This window comes from Methylophaga thiooxydans DMS010 (assembly GCF_000156355.1).
Classification (GTDB): domain Bacteria; phylum Pseudomonadota; class Gammaproteobacteria; order Nitrosococcales; family Methylophagaceae; genus Methylophaga; species Methylophaga thiooxydans.
On sequence record NZ_GG657889.1, the window covers coordinates 43,056 to 60,892 of the forward strand.

Genomic DNA, 17,837 nt, shown 5'->3' on the forward strand with positions numbered 1-17,837 from the left:
GATGGAGCTAACATTATTTAACTCTGTAACAGAGTCAATCGAAACCGGAACGACACAAACATTAGAGAAATACACCTGGATTGAAAAAATATCCAATGACGGCTCTCATCTGAAAGTTATAGATGGTTATCAAGGCTCTAGCCAAATAGGATACATACCTGTGGATATGGTGTTGAGTGATGGTTCTCTCTTATCAGATCCTCGACACCGAACATGGCTGAAATTGGTATATGAGTATGCCGAGCTATTTCAGATGCATAACCCTGAAACGTCAACATCAGTGTTCGAAGGGCGAGTTAAAAGCATACTCAAATTTATCTACTGGCTTAATCATAGAGGGGTCAGGCGACTAGAAAATGTAACAAAAAGTCATCTAACCCAATACGCTAAAGAGGCATCATTTGGAACAGAAGCCGTTATGGGGATGCCCAAAAAGCTACATAAAACCATGCAGAATGTTTTGCGTACCGCCTCAGTTCCTATGCAAAAAGGCAAAAATGTAATCCAGAGATTAAGTGTTTATGAGCTAGCCGGTGTCGACGTGTTCAATGCAAAACGTGTGAACCCGGGAACGTTATGCGCAAGAATTATGGATTTCTATGACATCGAATTGAACAGTGGCATTGATGCAGAAAAATTGGCTGATATTGGTTATGAAGCGCTCGTAGACAAGCTGGAAATATTTCCACAACAAGTGACTGAACAGACTTTGCATAGACAGCTCCTGCCAATAGATGAAATCTATCAATGGGGAGAATATGTAAAATCTACGCACCTCTCTCTTATGCCATACCCAGAAGGGAGTGGCAAACTTGCTTCAATATTAGGTGCAAAAGCTGGAAGAACATCATCGATACCTGCGAAGGTTGCATTTCCTTTCATACAGGAAGCTGCTAGATGGGTTGAGGATCTTAGTGAATTTATTTTAGATTTTTATGATGGACATAAAGATGCAGAGCAGATAAATGACTGGCTTTCTGCACAAGGTCTTAATTTATCGTTGACTAGAACGTCGAAACTCGAAATGCCCTACGTGAGTATAAGAACTCACAAGATAAATGAAATAGGTTTAACTAGGCTATTAGCCACAGCCTGCTTTATTGTTATCGCTTCATTGACCGCCAGGCGTAAAGAAGAGTTGGGTCAGTTGGTCGCTGGTTGTTATGACGATGGTTGGTTGTCGGTGTACATCGAAAAAACATCACAGCGCATGGACTCGCAGCCAGTTCCTCCGTTAGTTGGAAAAGCTATAGAAATTCTTGAAAAAATTAGTGGCGAGGCTAGAGAGCTTTATAAAACAGATTCGATATTTGTCTTGTTAAATAAATCGACCGAACTGATTGAGTACGATCCAGCTCAATATTTGAATAGGTTTTATGAGATAACCACTAAGGAAAAAGTGGGTATCGAATGGCGCTTTTCACCACATCAATTCCGAAGGTTTTTTGCATTAATCTACTATCACAGATTTGATGATGCAGCTCTGGGCATTCTATCTTTCCACCTCCGTCATTTTAATATTGAAATGACAAAAAGGTATGTCACTGACCAGGAGTTTGGCAAGGAAATGCGTGAGACGGGGGAAGAGTGGAAAGCTAGCTTTCTTCGCGACGTTATTTCAGGCAAAAGAGCTGTTGGCGGTAAAGCCGGCAACAAAATAAAGAAAAAAATACATGACTGGGCTTCTGAGTTTAGAAACAAAGTCGATGTCGTGGACAAAGAAAAAGTCGTTTCAAAAATGATGAAATATATGAACCGACTGGGAGCCTCTTTTACACAACAGGTGTGGGGAACGATTTGTACTAGTCCTTTAAACACTGGCTTTGCAAAATACTCTGCATGTAAGACGGTTGGCGAGCACCCTGATTATGCAAATGCGGACGAAATAGCTTGCGGAGGGTGTCCTTTTGCCTGTCATACAGACCGCTTTGCATCAAGCGTGGGAGACAAAATTGAAGACGAGCAACGCAATTTAACGTCCAGTCCCGAAGGTAGTGTCTGGAGAGAGAAAGCTGAAATAAGACTTATTTCTCTTCAGGAGCTTTTGAACTCTAGTCAGTCGGTAGAGCCTATTTTCATAGAATCATGACTAGAGCTAAAAATAATCAAGCTAAAACAAACGTACTGAAAACTCAGATCCAGTTGCGTATTGATCTTGCTAATAAGGCGCGATTGGGAGAGGTTGAGTTAGACATACCCTTATCTTTGAGGAAAAACAAAGACTGGGTTAATCAAGAACATGGTATTGAAGCTATTGGCAGTCCATCTTCATTCACTACCACTCATCCCGTACACGGTCATAAGGTTCAAGAGTTAAATGAGCTACTTCTTCAATTGAAGAAGCCTCGAAGAAAGGCATATACACCGGCTGGTGTTAAATTAGAAAAGCTTAAAAATGAGAATAAACGCCTTAAAGAAACGATCGTAAATGTTGCTAATCAATTTGTTTCGTATCAGAGTCTGATGGATGAATTCAAAGACGAAATAACTATTCTCAAAGCCGGTGAGCAAGGGCTACTTGATGAAAAGGCAGACTTGTTACAAGAAATTAAGACTAAAAATCAGTCAATCCGTGAATTGCGACGAGAAACCGTCCGGTTAAGAGAAAAGATAAAACGGTATGAAAAAAAAGGTGGAAATATAACCCATCTAGATTTTGATGGTAGCGAAAATGACCAGTAATGCCAATGGTGTGTGTGCCAGATGATTTTCTCTATTCCCACTGATGAACAGTGCAAAGTAACATCACATTTGAAGTTATATCCTGCGCCCAAGATTCCCGTAATGTTCAATGATGACGGAATTTTTGAAGTGCCTAGTAAATTCCTTATGGATGTTGCGTTAAAGCATAAAGATGTTATGAGTTCGGTGGGAACGTATGCCGATCATCTCCAGGTCTTTTTTAAATTTATCGAGACATTAAAAACACCAAGTGGCTTTTTAAGAAAGAAGTACGATTGGAAAGATGTAACGGATCATCATTTTCATTCGTTTATTCATGAAAAACAAAACCAAGGACGCAAGAATAAGTATATCGGTCATATTCTCACAACGGTCTTTCGGTTCTATAAGTGGGCCGAAGAAAACAAATACATACGTAAACATGTTGCCATTTACCATGATGACTCCACGTACGCTATTTCGGCTAAGTACAATGAAAATTTTTCATCCTGGACATGGCCATATCTTCCATCTAATGAATTTGAATTCAAATCTGTGCCGACAGGTGAGCATCTAGAAGAAGCTCATGTCAAAGCAATTGAGACATCTAATATCGTTGGTGAGCGAGACGCATTGATAATGGCTCTGTATGAGCGAACAGCTCGACGTATGGATGCTTTGCGGATTAGAGTTCAGCAAATACCAACTCAAGAAGAAATCGATGAAGCAAACGAAAGCGACAAAATAGTTAAAATCACGGTGCTGGGAAAGAGAAACATAACCAGAGAGTTAGAAATAACCCCAGAACTCGCTGAAGAGTTTCGTGATTATATTGATGGGCAAAGAGCCGAAATCGTCTCAAGAGTGAAGAGAGCCAATAAAGCCTATAAGGATCCAGGTCTTGTCTTTATTTCATACAATGATGGTTCACCGCTGAATCCAACATATATTTCATCTAGAATTTCCTGTTATTTACCCGAAAGAATGTCTGGCCATCGAATTAGGGCGAAAGGAATAACCGATATTGTTGCGGCATATGATGGCTATGATGCTGAAGGCAAACCCTTAGCTGTACGGGATGTGCTACTGAGAGCCGCAGAAGCTGCAGGGTGGAAGAACCCCATGTCGCTTAGATCTTATCTGGCAAGCTCCAGAGCTTCACATCGTTCTGCTAGGGTACATTCAGAATCTAGAGAAAAAGCATTAGCGTTAAAAGAAAGCAGACTTCGCAAGCAGATCACCCAATATGAGCAGTTAAAGCCCATTGCAGATGCTATTGGCTCCGGTAAAGAAATCTCTGCGGAAATGATTGAAATGCTGTTAAACAGTATTATGGAGCACTAAGCCACAAAGGCCAAAAACATTGTATTGAATGGAACATCCAACCGTGATGCATTATTAATATGAAGCACTTACTTATGTAAGTTTTTTAGTTCTTTGGCAACTACCTTAAGATCCGCCGACTCCAGATATTCATACGTTAGAGTTAATAACGTTAAGGGGTGAACGCCCAACTCACCAGCAATCATCTCTACAGTTACAAGTGTTGGGCTCTTCAGCCCCCTCTCAAGTGAACTAATGTAGACCCGAGATGCCGCACTAGCCATTTTCTCCTGACTAAGTCCTTTGCCAAGTCTGATTTCTCTTAGCGCGTTTCCAAATGCTTGATTAATGTCCATTGCTTATTCCACAAAAGACATCATAAAGCCATGTTGTAAACTATAGTTCTACAAACTATAGTTTACATTTATAAAATATTTGTGGTTTTCAAATGACTAATCAGTTCGATAATTTCGTTGAAGGTGTAATATCAAAGGGCATTAATGAGGTTTTGCCGCGTAACCTTAAAGACTATTGGCTTGGGTACCTACTTACTCAGGTGAATAAGCTTGATAACGACGAGAGTGGCTCGGATCTTGAGTCACTAGTTGCAGCGGTATTGTTGATTCTTAAGGCTAAAAAGGGAAAAACAAGAAAAGAATTATCAGATGACGAGCTTATGGAATTCGTATCACAATACTGTACTGAGCTTCAATTAGAAGCAGTTCATCGCAATACCGAGTTCAATATTTCCGCCGCTACGAAAGACGATATATTTTCAAATCGAGACGTGGAGATTAGTAAGAAAAAATTTAGTTAGATTTTTTCATTGACGATCTTATGCAAATAAACGTTTGTATAGCACGCTGAAGATATGGCTGGAAGCAGAATTACTATGTCTTATCGCTAAGTAGTGGCGGGGAAGTTAGCGCGTCCGAAAGCTTTGTAAAAAAACTCAAATAAGGCCTTAGAACTTCATCTGTTTCTTGGTCAGGAATATCAATTGTTTGTATCAGCTCGTCATAATTAACGCTTTCTTTATCCTTGCTGTAAAATTTGTATGCCAGCCGATCACGCTCTTCTGTGTACTTAAATATAAGCAAATTTACTAACTCTTCAGGTGTATGCTGCCCTCTGGTAATTCGCCTTTCAATTAGCATGACGTACCGCTCTACGAACAAAATATTTAATGTTTTAAAATAAATCATCACCATCGTTGCTTTACAAACATCGACAAAATTTTCTTTATCAATCGGCAATCGCTCATCAATCAGCTTTGTATATTTGTGTCTATGGACTTTGACTACTTCATACTCACGATACTCGTTAACGTGAATTGCATGATACTTTGCGTCTTCCAGAGTGAGTTTTATTTTTTTCAGGACTTCTGATGCGCTTCTAATCGTCCTTTGCTCTTCGGGTGTTAACAGCATCTGAGCGGGGCCTTGATCAACGTCTTTTTGTATAGAGTTCGCCAGTCGGGATACTTTGGAGATATAGCTTTTTCGTTTGCGGGGGCTTTCTCTGAACCAGCTATTTGACTCAACAAACTCCATATATGGCTGCTTTTTCATAACTGTCGTACTCTCTGAAGAAATGACTTGAATTCTTATCTTGGGCTTAACTTGAGCTGGCTTATAGATTGGTCACGGGCAAATTTGTAAACCATTAGAGAATGATTAATTTATGCTCCAGAGGTACAGGTTTTTTTTCATTCTTGTAACCCGCTTGATTAGAAAGTAATCGACAGCCGGCAAAGGTCGCATCAAGATTTGAATGCGTGTGTCCATAGCACCAGACATCAGCCATAGCCACCAACACATCAAGGTTTGAGGCAAAACCCGGACTATATAAATTCATCCCGAAGTCTATGTGATTACATTGAAAAGATGGGGCATGGTGTGTGATAACAACGGTTTTTCCGTCAAAGGGTTCCATCAGGCGCTCTCTCAACCACCTTTCTGACACGAGGTGCTCTTCATAAGCTTTCAGAGCTGAGAAGCTTTCATTTCCGTGCCTGATGACTTTATGGTCATAGAGTGCATCATCGAGTATCAATATGTTTTTATCTCGCTCGATGATACCGAGCTCGTGTAAATAGTTCGTCCATAATGTCGTGCCCAGAAAGCGCACGTCATTAATTATTACCTCGTCTTTTTCTAGGAAAATTAACTGGTCATACTGTGCTGCATAGTCTCTCATCTGCTGAGTCAGTTTCACGAAGTCATGCCTGTAATATTCATGATTACCAGCAATATAAATGACGGGCTTTTTATGTAGCCAAGTCAGCTCCTGGGCCCATATCAAACCTTCTAAACCAATATCTATATCACCTGCCAAGACAATCAAATCAGAGTCCAGTTTTGGGATAGAAAAATAGCCACGCGTTTCAATGTGAATGTCTGAGTAAAGCTGAAATTTCATCTGTAACCCTCTTCATGGCTCAGTGTTTGAAATTTCACGAGGCTCTCGTCTTTAGGTGCTCATGACAGCGTGCCATGTAAATACCTTCGAAGATGCGTAACTGACCGGCACCACCACATACATCACAAATCCCATAAGACTTTTGTTTTGCCTCTTCAATCATGGCCTTGATGTCATAGTTACGGTGCTCAATGTAATATCGCAGGCCACTGAGTTTCTCTTTTACTTGGCAAACTAAAGGCAATTTATCTTCATCAACACCTTCTGCTTTCATTGTTGAAGCTATTTTTTCTATGGATTCTGATAGTAATAACAGCATTTCAAACCAGCCTTAACCACATTCAAATCCGTAACTCATGATGTTCTTCTGAGTGCTGTCCTTTGCTCCACAGAAGATGATTGGACAGCGCTTTAACAAACGTTCAGATAAATCACTTCTCATGACTGGTCTATCTCAAACTTGAGTGATACCTCGACTTCATCCCATGCATTGAGTTTATCGAAGACAACTTGAGCCGTTGGGTGTAACTTTCCGGGCGCATCGATGAACTCATAAACTGAGCCTGATTCAGTGAGGCCTCGTTTGTTTTCAGCGTCATACTCAAGAACTTGGCTACTGATTCTGTATGTATAGTCATTAAGGCAATACCCCAGAAATTTTTCTATCGTTTTGCCTTTATGGATAATCAAGATAATGTTCCATTCGGACATGGTTACGTGAGCTGCTGGTACTGGGAAAATCATCCTTTCCTCCATTTGAAATGATCTATTTATCCAGGTGAAACCCAGATAAACATGACGTTTTGCCATTAGTTGTACTCATGAGGTTATTCATCTTCGTCATCGACTTCGCTGTACGGCACTCCTGGAATTCGGTGCGTCTCACAACAGGTCTTTAGAAACCGCCCATATGCAGTCATTAGCTTTTCTTCAGCACCACATTCTTCGCAAATACATAGAGAGTCCTCTTCGGCTTTACTAATTAGTTCACCCATTTCTTCTGTGCTGACGGTTAAATAAAAACGCGGGCCGGCATACTTTTCTTTCACCTGAGTCACCATGGGCAGATACCCTAGCTCTACCCCTCGGTCTCTTAGTTTTTCTGTTAACTTTTCTATTTGTATCGATAGAGTCAGGATTTGGTCATACCAGCCAGAACCACAGTCAAACCCGAAGCACATTAAATTTTTATCTGGGCCCTGGTGCCTTCCTCGGTAAATGATCGGGCATTGCTGATAAATGTTTTCTGCTAGTTGTCGACGCATGGCTTAACCCTGATATTTCAGTCGAACGCGAATACCTTCATTCCTACTGAAATGGGCTAAATAGATTTGCGCCAAGGGGTACAGAGGCCCGGGTCGATCCAGAAAGAAATATTTTGACCCCGACCATGTCTTACCCGTATTTGACTGTGGGTCATACTCAATAACCTGTGAACTAAACCTGATGTGTTGGAGTTCATAGTAATACCCAAGAAATTTTTCGACCACGTGCCCCTGATATTCGACGATCACAAAATTCCAGTCACTCATCGTCACCGGACCCGGCGGAATTTTCTGAATCATACGCACCCCCCCCCATAAAAACTACCAACGTTGTCGCACAGTTCTTTTCATATTTCCATTTAATTTCATAATGTTATCTGGATACACAATTGGGCTAATTGTAAACTATTGTTTTCAGTAAGATTTACAAAAATTTGATGCGATGACTTTTTTAAAGCCAAAAAAATTTGCGCAAAGTAATTCCATGAATTGGCTTTACGCTGCAGTAGCTACTAGGGGATGAAGTTATTAATGGATGAATAGCCACCGATTTGCTAGACACTTTTTAGCCACCATTGGATTGCCCTGACTATCCTAGACAACTTTCGGCAAAAAATCTCAGTATCAGTGAGTTAATATAATAAACATCTTTTGCTGATATAGATCATTGCTTCAAATTTCCTGTTGGATGATCATGGTTCTGTATAGACACAGTCATAGGAGTGAAAATCAAAATGAAACTTAACAGTGCAAACTTCGCTCTAGCTGCTAGCTTGACAACTGCTATTGTTTGGGTCGCGTGTAGCTTTTTAGTAGTTATGTTACCCCAAGCGACCATGATAGCTTCAGGCGATATGATCCATATGGATATTCAGAACATGATGTGGTCATTAACATTATCAGGGTTCATTAAAGGTCTTATCCTTTGGTCTTTGTCTGTCGGACTGAGTGCTTGGATTTTTGCGGTAATATATAATCGCTTTCAGTCATGATGTATTCGAAAAGGTAGTGAAATGACACAAACAAAAAATTGTCCCGTATGCAAAATGACAGTATCTGAAGATAGCTATACAGTCACACACAGAGGTATCATTTTTTGGTTATGCTCTGAACAATGCCGAGATAGATTCAATCTAAGACCAAGCTTGTACATCGGTGATCCCAAGCAAGGTAAGTCAGCCAAACAACATGGGATAAAAGTGCATAAAAAACGCAACCTCAATCTAGAGTTGCCAAATAACAATGAGTCAGCAAGTCTGCTGGTTCAAGCCCTAAACTCTCTGATGGGAGTCACTGAAGCCAAGATAAATCAAGGCCAACTCGAGATTGAGTACGATCTGGTTGAGGTGTCTTTAGAAGAAATAGAAGCTTTCATTAAATCTACGGGCATCCACATCGAGCAGTCATGGCTCGACAAAATCCACGATAGTTTTATCCATTACAACGAAGAAGGACAACTGGGTAATTTGGGCCATCCATATAAAGACAATTAACCGTTATCTCTGTGTTTGTTTCCAGGTTAAGTGCTCGTAAAGGCCAGTCCAGTAATAACCAAAACTAGCTGCAAAGAGAAGTTCCTCAATAGGAATACGAAGAATGAACAGTCCACTGAGCGCGTCCAGATTCCACACACGTTCAATGTACCCAGGCGCTATGCTTTCAAGCCCAAGAACATATAGAGAATAATAAACAAGAAAAAGAACACTCCCCCAAAAACTCTTAATAGCGAGGTCTGGTCGACATAGGCTATTTGCTATGCCCCCTGCAATCATCGACATGATAGCTGGATAAATCGGATTCCAATCCCAAAGCATCAAAATTGGGAACAAGAGAAAAGGCGTAATCACTGCCAGTGTGTGGTGTTTATGCCGCTTTGTTAAACGAACTTGAAAAGAGATAGCTTGAAGCTTTTGGCGAGTGACAACGTTATAAGCTATCGCACCGATTCCACCGATACCGAAACAAAAAATCAAACTCTCAACATCAAACCCAGTTTCCAAAGCCAAATTGAATAAACTTGGCGGACTCCAATATTCTGGCACAAACAACGGCTCAGTAAATCCAAAGAGCATGGTAATCAAGCTTGCTTTCAACATTACGGAACGATAGGCCGGTGTAGCGATGTATACAATCAGCCACGGAATAAGAAATGCCAGAGACCAAACTAACCAAACGTACTGCACATTCATTTAGACGTCTTCCCTAAAATTAATTACCAGCCACATATGAACTTTAATGATAATTGTTGATTAAAAAGTACAAATACTAATAGATAAAATGCTGTAATTCATTACATCTTTGTCACATTTGATTTAGATCATTACAAGTTCATTACATATATTCTTTTTTGTTAGAGCAGGAGTTATTATAGAATTCAAAGATGTTACCTGAAGGCGTATGAAAGGATGCTCAGTTTTTCCAAACTATTTTTGCAGGTGGTTGTAGTGATGGCTTTTTTAGGTCAGCCACTAATTGCTATATCTGCGCCATGCAAAGATATGACCATGCATGCGTCTGGCTCTCATATTTTGGAATCGAGTGACAAACGTGATTCTGAGCAAACCCATCATGTCAAACATGGTAAAGAGCTGGCTTTAGATTGCTGTGACACCTCAACTTGTAATGCTAGTTATTGTTTGTCCCTCAGTCAGATAGCTCATACATCTTCCATCCCCTCTCAACTGTTTTCAGTCAAAATTTCAAACTACCTTCGCCCTGTTCTTGGGGTAAGCTATTTAGACTTTGATTCGAACTCATTTTTCCGTCCTCCCATTTCCCTAATCACAGGATAAATCCGCCTGTTTAGACGACTGTAGAGCTCAAATGGTGTCAATAATTTTGCACCATAAGCTCAAGTTTCACGGGACGAACAGCATATTTGTATTTTTGCTTGCGGTTAAATTATCCACATCAACACAGAGTTGAGTGTCTTCTGACTCCCAGTCTTCAAAAGACAAACAAAAATCAGTGCAGACACTACGTTCATCAAGCTCAAACCGGAACAGTACCAATGCGTAATATCAAATATTTACGGTTTAAAATTTTTAGCACTGAGTCACTTAAAGCTTTTGTTTTTATGGCTCTAGCTCTCAATATTTTGCCTCTGTCAGCTCAAGAGCTGTCTCTTGAAAAAGCTATCGAGATGGCTCAGAAAAATGATCCCTGGATAGAAGGAAGTTATCTGAAAGAACAGGCCAATATTGCTCAGAGCATAGCTGCTGGTCAGTTACCTGATCCTGTCATATCACTTGGATTCGCGAATATGCCTCTGGACAGTTTCGACTTTAATCAAGAGCCAATGACACAATTTAAAGCGGGTGTCTCCCAAGTTTTTCCTCGGGGTGAAACGCTCGAGTTGCAAAGACAAAAGTTGGAAGAAATGAGTCGCCGGCACCCTTTTTTGCGTCAAGACAGATACGCGAAAGTGCAATTGACAGTTACTCAATTATGGCTCGACTTATATCAGAGCCAAGAGACTATTCGACTGATTGAAAAGGACAGATCATTGTTTGAGTATCTTGTCGAAGTGGCTGAAGTAAGTTACAGCAGTACATTTGGAAGAAGCCGCCAACAGGATCTTGTTCGAGCCCAGCTCGAGCTGACACGAATTGAAGACCGACTAACAGTACTTGATAGAAAAAGAAGTGAGACTCAGGAAAAACTTGCCGAATGGCTTTATGGCACGGGAACAAATTGGCAGGAAGCGGGAGTTTCACAAACACTGCCGGAATTAGAATTAAAGCTTAAAACTGACCACGAAGAAACGGTCAACCTAGCTCAGTATGAAACCCCAGATTTTATTAACCATCCAATAATCAGGAGCCTAGAGCAACAAATCACAGCTTCAGAGACCAATGTTGATCTGACAAGACAGAAATACAAATCACAATGGGGAGTAAATGCAAGCTATGGCTACAGAGATGATGCCCCCGGTGGTCAAGACCGCAGTGATTTCTTTTCATTAGGTATCAGCTTTGATTTACCTATTTTCACGGAAAAACGACAAGACAAGAAAGTTGAAGCAGCAGTAAGCAGTAAGGAAGCATTAAAAACTGAGAAAACCCTCGCATTACGTACTATCAAGGCTCGTTTTCATCAAGCCAAAGAGAGACTAGTCTGGCTGGAGAAGCGCCGAGAACTGTACAGTGAGCGCCTGTTAAAAGAGATGAATGATCAGGCTGAAGCTTCTTTAAACGCTTATACCAATGATGATGGCGACTTTGCCGAAGTTGTTCGTGCTCGTATTGCTGAGCTCAATGCCAACATCGACTACCTGTCTATCAACATAGACCGGCTAAAAACAATTGCGGAACTGAACTATTTCTCAAGTTCATCTGAATACAAGACTTTCATTAACGGGAATCAAAATGACTAGTCCACACAAGACTATATTACTGATGCTGATTGCAATAATGCTAACCGCAGTAATCACATATAGTATGACGCGGAAGTACTTTGAAGATAACACGGCTCATGATAATGACTCCGTAGAAAAGCAACCGTTATATTGGGTTGCACCTATGGACCCCAATTATCGCCGAGACCAACCGGGTAAATCACCAATGGGTATGGATCTGATTCCTGTCTATCAAGAAAACGAAACCTCCATGGACTCGGGCCCAGGAACAATCACCATCTCTCCAGATGTTGTCAATAATATCGGGGTGAGGACTGTTAAGGCTGAATACCTGCCCATTCATTCAGAAATAAAAACGGTTGGTTATGTTCAGTACGATGAAGACAAACTAGTTCATATCCATCCACGGGTTGAGGGCTGGGTAGAAAAGCTTTATGTCAAAGCTGCCGGTGACCCAATTAAAAGAGGACAACCACTCTATAAGCTTTACTCACCTGAACTTGTAAACGCCCAAGAAGAGCTTGTCTTGGCGCTTAATCGAAACAATGTACGCTTAATTAAAGCATCTGAAGATCGCTTGAAGGCATTACAAATAGCTGACTCAGTTATTAACCAAATCAAACAAACACGCAAGGTCCAGCAAGCCATAACGTTCTATGCTCCACAGACTGGGGTCGTCGATAACCTTAATGTGCGTGAGGGGTTTTATGTCAAGCCGGGCATGAATTTGATGTCGGTGGGTGACCTCATGACAGTCTGGGTTGAAGCTGAAATCTTTGAACGTCAGGCAGAGCTGGTCGAGGCAGGGCAAGCTGTCATCATGACTCTAGATTATATGCCCGGAAGAGAGTGGCTTGGAAAAGTCGACTATGTTTACCCCACATTAAATGACGAGACGAGAACAGTTCGAGTCCGGCTTCGCTTTGATAACGAAGATTATGTCCTCAAACCGAATATGTTTGCTCAAGTGACGATAGCGACTGCTGAAGGGGAAGAAAAACTGATGCTCCCAACTGAAGCGCTTATCCGAACAGGCGATCAGGATCGTGTTGTGCTGGCACTTGGAGAGGGCAAGTTTAAGTCTATTGCAGTTATCGCCGGCAACATTGGTGAAAATCATGTAGAAATCATCAGTGGTCTTGAACCGGGTGAGGAAGTGGTCAGTTCTGCACAGTTTCTTCTTGACTCAGAATCCAGCAAGACTTCAGATTTCAAGCGCATGCATCATGAAGACTCCAAGCCTCAATCTGTATGGGTTGAGGCAAAGATTGAGTCAGTTATGGCGGAACATCGAATGGTCACAGCTACCCATTCAGCAATCAGTGAGTGGGATTGGCCGGCGATGACTATGGATTTCATTGTCAGTGAAAGTATTGATCTGAGCGCTCTCTCAAAAGGTACTCAACTACACATGGAAATCACTAAATCAGGTACTGATCGCTACGAAATCACCGAGATACATATCAAAGATAATGATGATGGTGCTACAAACCAAAGCCCTGTAACACAATCTAATAGGCCAATGAGTTCGATGCTTGATGATGTTCAGTCTGACAGTATAGCGCTGAATCAGGCAACAAATACTCAAAAGGCGAATGCTGAAGACCCTGAGCATTCATACCAACAACACTCAGGCATGTAAGAGGGAACAATAATGGTTGAGTCAATCATTCGCTGGTCAATCAGTAATCGCTTTTTTGTCTTGCTTGCCACTGTGATTTTGGTTGGTGTTGGAGCGGTCTCTTTAAAAAACACACCGGTAGATGCGATTCCTGATCTTTCCGATGTCCAGGTTATTATCAAAACCAGCTATCCGGGTCAGGCTCCGCAGGTTGTTGAGGACCAGGTGACCTACCCTCTGACCACAGCAATGTTATCTGTGCCGGGCGCGGTCACTGTAAGAGGATATTCATTTTTTGGTGACTCTTATGTCTATGTAATTTTTGATGAGGACACAGATCTATACTGGGCACGGAGCAGAGTATTGGAATACTTGAGTCAAGTGGCACCGTCACTACCCGAAAATGCCAGACCTCAATTGGGTCCTGATGCTACGGGTGTGGGATGGGTTTACCTATATGCGCTCATAGACAGAACCGGTAAACACGACATCAGCGAATTACGTTCATTGCAGGACTGGTTCCTGAAATATGAATTACAGACAGTGCCAGGGGTATCAGAAGTTGCTGCTGTTGGCGGCATGGTCAAGCAGTATCAGGTAAATGTGAATCCTGAAAAAATTCGAGCTTTTGGTATCCCTCTGTCACACATTCAGACAGCCATCAAGCGTGGCAATCAGGAGGTGGGTGCTTCTGTAGTAGAAATGGCCGAAGCCGAATATATGGTGAGAGCGACCGGCTATATTCAGTCCCAAACCGACCTCGCCCAAGTTCCCTTGGGCGTCAATAGCCAGGGTACCCCCCTTACACTTGGTGATGTTGCAGAAATCAAGCTTGGTCCACAAATGCGTAGAGGTATCGCAGAATTGAATGGCCTCGGTGAAACTGTAGGTGGTGTTGTCGTCATGCGCTTTGGCGAGAATGCACAAAAAACCATTGAGGGTGTCAAGGATAAATTGCAGGAACTTAAACAAGGCCTCCCAGAAGGTGTTGAGATTGTGACGGTTTACGATCGCTCGGGACTTATTGAGCGTGCTGTAGACAACCTTTGGCACAAATTACTGGAAGAGTTTGCCGTTGTTGCACTGGTATGTATGCTCTTCTTATTCCATGTTCGGTCATCACTTGTTGCTATTGTTAGTCTTCCTGTCGGTATTCTCACTGCATTTACCGTCATGCATATCCAGGGTATCAATGCCAATATCATGTCATTGGGCGGTATCGCTATCGCCATCGGCGCCATGATCGATGGCGCTATAGTGATGATTGAAAATATGCATAAGCATATGGAAAAAACGTCTCTTACCAAGGAAAATCGATGGCAAGTAGTGGCTGACTCTGCTTCTGAGGTTGGACCAGCATTATTCTTCAGCCTACTGATAATCACTGTCAGTTTTGTGCCGGTATTTACACTGGAAGCACAAGAGGGACGTATGTTTTCACCGCTCGCCTTCACTAAAACCTATGCGATGGCGGCATCTGCAGCGTTGGCGATTACGCTGGTTCCTGTCTTGATGGGCTACTTCATCCGAGGGAAAGTATTACCGGAACACAAAAATCCCATCAACCGGTTGTTGGTCGCCGCTTATATGCCGGTTTTGAAAATGGTTTTAGCGTTTCCCAAAACAGCCATTTTCATTGCGCTACTTGGCTTGGCTTCAACCTACTGGCCTTTACAGAAAATTGGCAGTGAGTTTATCCCTCCACTTGATGAAGGCGATCTCATGTATATGCCCACCACTTATCCTGGCATTTCCATTGGTAAAGCCCGAGAGATTCTTCAGCAAACGGATAAGTTAATTATGACCGTACCTGAGGTGAAAACGGTATTTGGCAAGATTGGCCGAGCTGAAACAGCGACCGACCCAGCTCCATTGACCATGATCGAAACTTTCATCCAGTTAAAAGAGCGAAGTGAATGGCGTGAAGGTGTGACAACAGAGTCATTGAAAAAAGAGCTTGATAATTTGGTTAAATTGCCCGGTCTGACCAATGCTTGGGTCATGCCGATAAAAACACGGATTGACATGTTGGCAACGGGGATTAAAACCCCGGTGGGGATAAAAGTTGCTGGCGCAGAACTCCCTGTAATTCAGCAGATAGGCCAACAACTTGAAACAATATTGGCAGATGTGCCTGGTACCGCCTCAGTCTATTCCGAGCGTGTTGCCGGTGGGCGTTATATCAAGGTGGATATTGATCGAGAAAAAGCTTCACGCTTTGGTCTTAATATTGCCGACGTACAACAAGTCGTTGCATCTGCAATTGGCGGGGTAAATGTCACCCAAACTGTAGAGGGGCTTGAGCGTTATCCCGTGAATATAAGATACCCACAGTCCTATCGGGATTCACCAGAGCAGATGGCATTACTTCCGATTGTCACGGCTAAAGGACAAAGGATCGCTCTGGGTGATGTAGCTGACATAAAAATTGAAAGTGGCCCCCCAGCAATCAAAAGTGAAAACTCCCGTATCAACGGCTGGACATTCGTTGATATAGAAGGTGTTGATATTGGCTCTTATGTTGAAACAGCTATGGAGTCCGTCCGTAAAGAACTGGAACTCCCTACCGGCTACTCAATCCATTGGTCAGGTCAATATGAATACATGCTTCGAGCCAAAGAAAAGCTCACTTATGTAGTACCACTGACACTAGCGATTATAGCCATACTCCTATTCATGAATTTCAGAAACTTTACGGAAGTTGTCCTACTGATGGGTACATTGCCTTTTGCCTTGATTGGGAGTATCTGGTTGCTCTACTTGATGGGCTTTAACTTTTCTATTGCTGTTGGTGTGGGATTCATCGCACTGGCTGGGGTGGCTGTTGAAATCAGCGTGATCATGCTGGTTTACCTCAATCAAGCCTGGCGAGAAAAGCTCACTAAGAATTCAACTAATTCAATCGGGAACTCACTAACCAAGACTCAATTGATGCAAGCGGTTATCACTGGAGCGGGATTGCGTGTTCGTCCGGTGATGATGACTGCAGCAGCGGTCATCGCAGGCTTGATACCCATACTACTTGGTACAGGAACTGGCTCTGAGGTAATGAGCCGAATTGCTGCTCCGATGGTAGGAGGAATGGTAAGTGCGGTCATTTTAACCTTATTAGTACTGCCCGCTTTCTATTACCTATGGAAGCTGAAATCAAAGTAGAAACCTATTATTCAGCTTTGTAATGCTTATACGTATATCCAATAGACGGAGCTATTTAATCTCTTCTGGGATAGACGCTCCTTGCAGAGGCACATGCCCTTCAGGGAGATAAAAATATAAGAAGTGAATAAATGATTGGTAAAGGCATTGGGTTACATTTTAAATAATTAATTACAACCGTATTGACCTATGTCAAGGACACAGGTTTAAGGTTGGACTAACCTGTTAGTCAAACCAAAGTTTAAAACTCAGCTTTGGGGTTCAAAAGTCTGACAATGGGAGTGGGCGAATGCTTGTTAACAAGGTTGCGAAACTACTGAACGTAGGCCCTGATAAGGTTCGGTTTTATACCCGTGCCAAGTTGCTTCATCCTGAAAAAAACCGATTCAATGGCTATCGAGAATACAGCCAAAAAGATGTAAAGCGTTTGAAGTTTGTATTAACAGCCAGACAACTGGGTTTTTCGATTGATGATATTCAGCAAATATTGGCCGACGCCGACAAGAAGAGGTCGCCTTGCCCTCAGGTAAGGCACTTGCTTGAAAAGCGTTTGCAAGAAACTGAAGAGCGTTTCCAGGAAATGCAGCAACTGAGAGAAAGGATGCAAAAGGCCTTGGCAGTATGGCAACGAATGCCAGATATGGAGCCCACAGGCGAGATGATTTGCCATTTGATAGAAGAATTTACGATCCCATTAATACTGGAAGAAAAATGAGTATAAAACATTTAACAGTTCAAATTGGAACAGCCAAGCCAGGTTGCTGTTGTGCCCCAAAAACCTCCACTACAGCCAGCGTAGCTATTAAGCCCGTTGTCAGTGAGTTTCCAGTCAAGCAGTTAAAGGTTGAAGGCGCCTCATGTGGAAGCAGTGTAAAGAGTATTGAGAATGCACTTAGGGCCGTGACTGGCGTTACAGATGTCAGTATGGATCTGGCCAGTCGTGTCTTATCAGTGGCGAGAACAGTACAAACTGACGAATTGATTGAGACACTCGAAAATGTGGGATACCCAGCCACTGCTGTCAACTAAGTCC

At 42.1% G+C, this 17,837-nt stretch carries 19 protein-coding genes; 11 read left to right on the top strand and 8 right to left on the bottom strand.

Features of this window, described 5'->3' with window-relative positions:
• The first annotated feature begins 1 nt into the window (after position 1).
• The 3 genes from MDMS009_RS03235 (at position 2) to MDMS009_RS03245 (ending at position 4,005) form a co-directional block, all read left to right on the top strand.
• Positions 2 to 2,089, top strand: coding sequence for a tyrosine-type recombinase/integrase (locus tag MDMS009_RS03235; RefSeq protein ID WP_008290505.1), 2,088 nt, complete (start codon positions 2 to 4; stop codon positions 2,087 to 2,089).
• Positions 2,086 to 2,682: a hypothetical protein gene (locus MDMS009_RS03240; protein ID WP_008290496.1), complete on the top strand. Its 597-nt coding sequence runs from the start codon at positions 2,086 to 2,088 to the stop codon at positions 2,680 to 2,682. Before MDMS009_RS03235 ends, MDMS009_RS03240 begins: the two co-directional genes overlap by 4 nt.
• Positions 2,683 to 2,784: 102 nt before the next feature.
• Entirely contained in the window at positions 2,785 to 4,005 is a 1,221-nt protein-coding gene (locus MDMS009_RS03245; RefSeq protein ID WP_154646960.1) for a site-specific integrase, read from the top strand.
• 68 nt (positions 4,006 to 4,073) lie between these two features.
• Here the strand turns inward: MDMS009_RS03245 and MDMS009_RS03250 are convergent, their stop codons facing one another.
• Entirely contained in the window at positions 4,074 to 4,340 is a 267-nt protein-coding gene (locus tag MDMS009_RS03250; protein WP_036310948.1) for a helix-turn-helix domain-containing protein, read from the bottom strand.
• 92 nt (positions 4,341 to 4,432) lie between these two features.
• Between MDMS009_RS03250 and MDMS009_RS03255 the strand changes: the two genes are divergently transcribed.
• Positions 4,433 to 4,801: a hypothetical protein gene (locus MDMS009_RS03255; protein ID WP_008290457.1), complete on the top strand. Its 369-nt coding sequence runs from the start codon at positions 4,433 to 4,435 to the stop codon at positions 4,799 to 4,801.
• A 73-nt stretch (positions 4,802 to 4,874) separates the two neighbouring features.
• On the opposite strand, the gene MDMS009_RS03260 is transcribed toward MDMS009_RS03255, so the two are convergent.
• The 6 genes from MDMS009_RS03260 to MDMS009_RS03285 all read right to left on the bottom strand — a co-directional run bounded on the left by MDMS009_RS03260 (position 4,875) and on the right by MDMS009_RS03285 (position 7,970).
• Entirely contained in the window at positions 4,875 to 5,555 is a 681-nt protein-coding gene (locus MDMS009_RS03260) for a hypothetical protein (RefSeq protein ID WP_008290373.1), read from the bottom strand.
• Positions 5,556 to 5,649: 94 nt separating this feature from the next.
• Complete coding sequence (locus MDMS009_RS03265) at positions 5,650 to 6,405, bottom strand: metallophosphoesterase (protein ID WP_008290458.1); 756 nt, start codon at positions 6,403 to 6,405, stop codon at positions 5,650 to 5,652.
• 34 nt (positions 6,406 to 6,439) lie between these two features.
• Positions 6,440 to 6,724, bottom strand: coding sequence for a hypothetical protein (locus MDMS009_RS03270; protein WP_008290389.1), 285 nt, complete (start codon positions 6,722 to 6,724; stop codon positions 6,440 to 6,442).
• Between the two features lie 119 nt (positions 6,725 to 6,843).
• Positions 6,844 to 7,116, bottom strand: a complete 273-nt coding sequence (locus tag MDMS009_RS03275) for a hypothetical protein (protein ID WP_008290386.1) — start codon at positions 7,114 to 7,116, stop codon at positions 6,844 to 6,846.
• A 116-nt stretch (positions 7,117 to 7,232) separates the two neighbouring features.
• Positions 7,233 to 7,670: a hypothetical protein gene (locus MDMS009_RS03280; RefSeq protein ID WP_036310944.1), complete on the bottom strand. Its 438-nt coding sequence runs from the start codon at positions 7,668 to 7,670 to the stop codon at positions 7,233 to 7,235.
• Between the two features lie 3 nt (positions 7,671 to 7,673).
• Positions 7,674 to 7,970 (bottom strand): hypothetical protein, encoded by a 297-nt coding sequence (locus MDMS009_RS03285; RefSeq protein WP_008290421.1) that lies wholly within the window; start codon positions 7,968 to 7,970, stop codon positions 7,674 to 7,676.
• A 434-nt stretch (positions 7,971 to 8,404) separates the two neighbouring features.
• Between MDMS009_RS03285 and MDMS009_RS16670 the strand changes: the two genes are divergently transcribed.
• A complete protein-coding gene (locus MDMS009_RS16670; RefSeq protein WP_036310941.1) occupies positions 8,405 to 8,662 on the top strand; it encodes a DUF5676 family membrane protein in 258 nt (85 codons plus the stop codon).
• A gap of 21 nt (positions 8,663 to 8,683) precedes the next feature.
• Complete coding sequence (locus MDMS009_RS03300; protein ID WP_237700462.1) at positions 8,684 to 9,163, top strand: eL24 family ribosomal protein; 480 nt, start codon at positions 8,684 to 8,686, stop codon at positions 9,161 to 9,163.
• Between the two features lie 3 nt (positions 9,164 to 9,166).
• Here the strand turns inward: MDMS009_RS03300 and MDMS009_RS03305 are convergent, their stop codons facing one another.
• Complete coding sequence (locus MDMS009_RS03305; RefSeq protein WP_237700463.1) at positions 9,167 to 9,766, bottom strand: lycopene cyclase domain-containing protein; 600 nt, start codon at positions 9,764 to 9,766, stop codon at positions 9,167 to 9,169.
• 914 nt (positions 9,767 to 10,680) lie between these two features.
• Between MDMS009_RS03305 and MDMS009_RS03315 the strand changes: the two genes are divergently transcribed.
• From MDMS009_RS03315 to MDMS009_RS03335, 5 genes are all read left to right on the top strand, one after another.
• Entirely contained in the window at positions 10,681 to 12,045 is a 1,365-nt protein-coding gene (locus MDMS009_RS03315; protein WP_008290463.1) for a TolC family protein, read from the top strand.
• Positions 12,046 to 12,109: 64 nt separating this feature from the next.
• Positions 12,110 to 13,669, top strand: coding sequence for an efflux RND transporter periplasmic adaptor subunit (locus MDMS009_RS03320; RefSeq protein WP_237700464.1), 1,560 nt, complete (start codon positions 12,110 to 12,112; stop codon positions 13,667 to 13,669).
• A gap of 12 nt (positions 13,670 to 13,681) precedes the next feature.
• Entirely contained in the window at positions 13,682 to 16,804 is a 3,123-nt protein-coding gene (locus MDMS009_RS03325; RefSeq protein ID WP_008290452.1) for an efflux RND transporter permease subunit, read from the top strand.
• A gap of 289 nt (positions 16,805 to 17,093) precedes the next feature.
• Positions 17,094 to 17,519: a MerR family transcriptional regulator gene (locus MDMS009_RS03330; protein ID WP_008290477.1), complete on the top strand. Its 426-nt coding sequence runs from the start codon at positions 17,094 to 17,096 to the stop codon at positions 17,517 to 17,519.
• Positions 17,516 to 17,833, top strand: coding sequence for a heavy-metal-associated domain-containing protein (locus MDMS009_RS03335; RefSeq protein ID WP_052093803.1), 318 nt, complete (start codon positions 17,516 to 17,518; stop codon positions 17,831 to 17,833). The genes MDMS009_RS03330 and MDMS009_RS03335 overlap by 4 nt, the downstream gene beginning before the upstream one ends.
• Positions 17,834 to 17,837 lie beyond the last annotated feature (4 nt).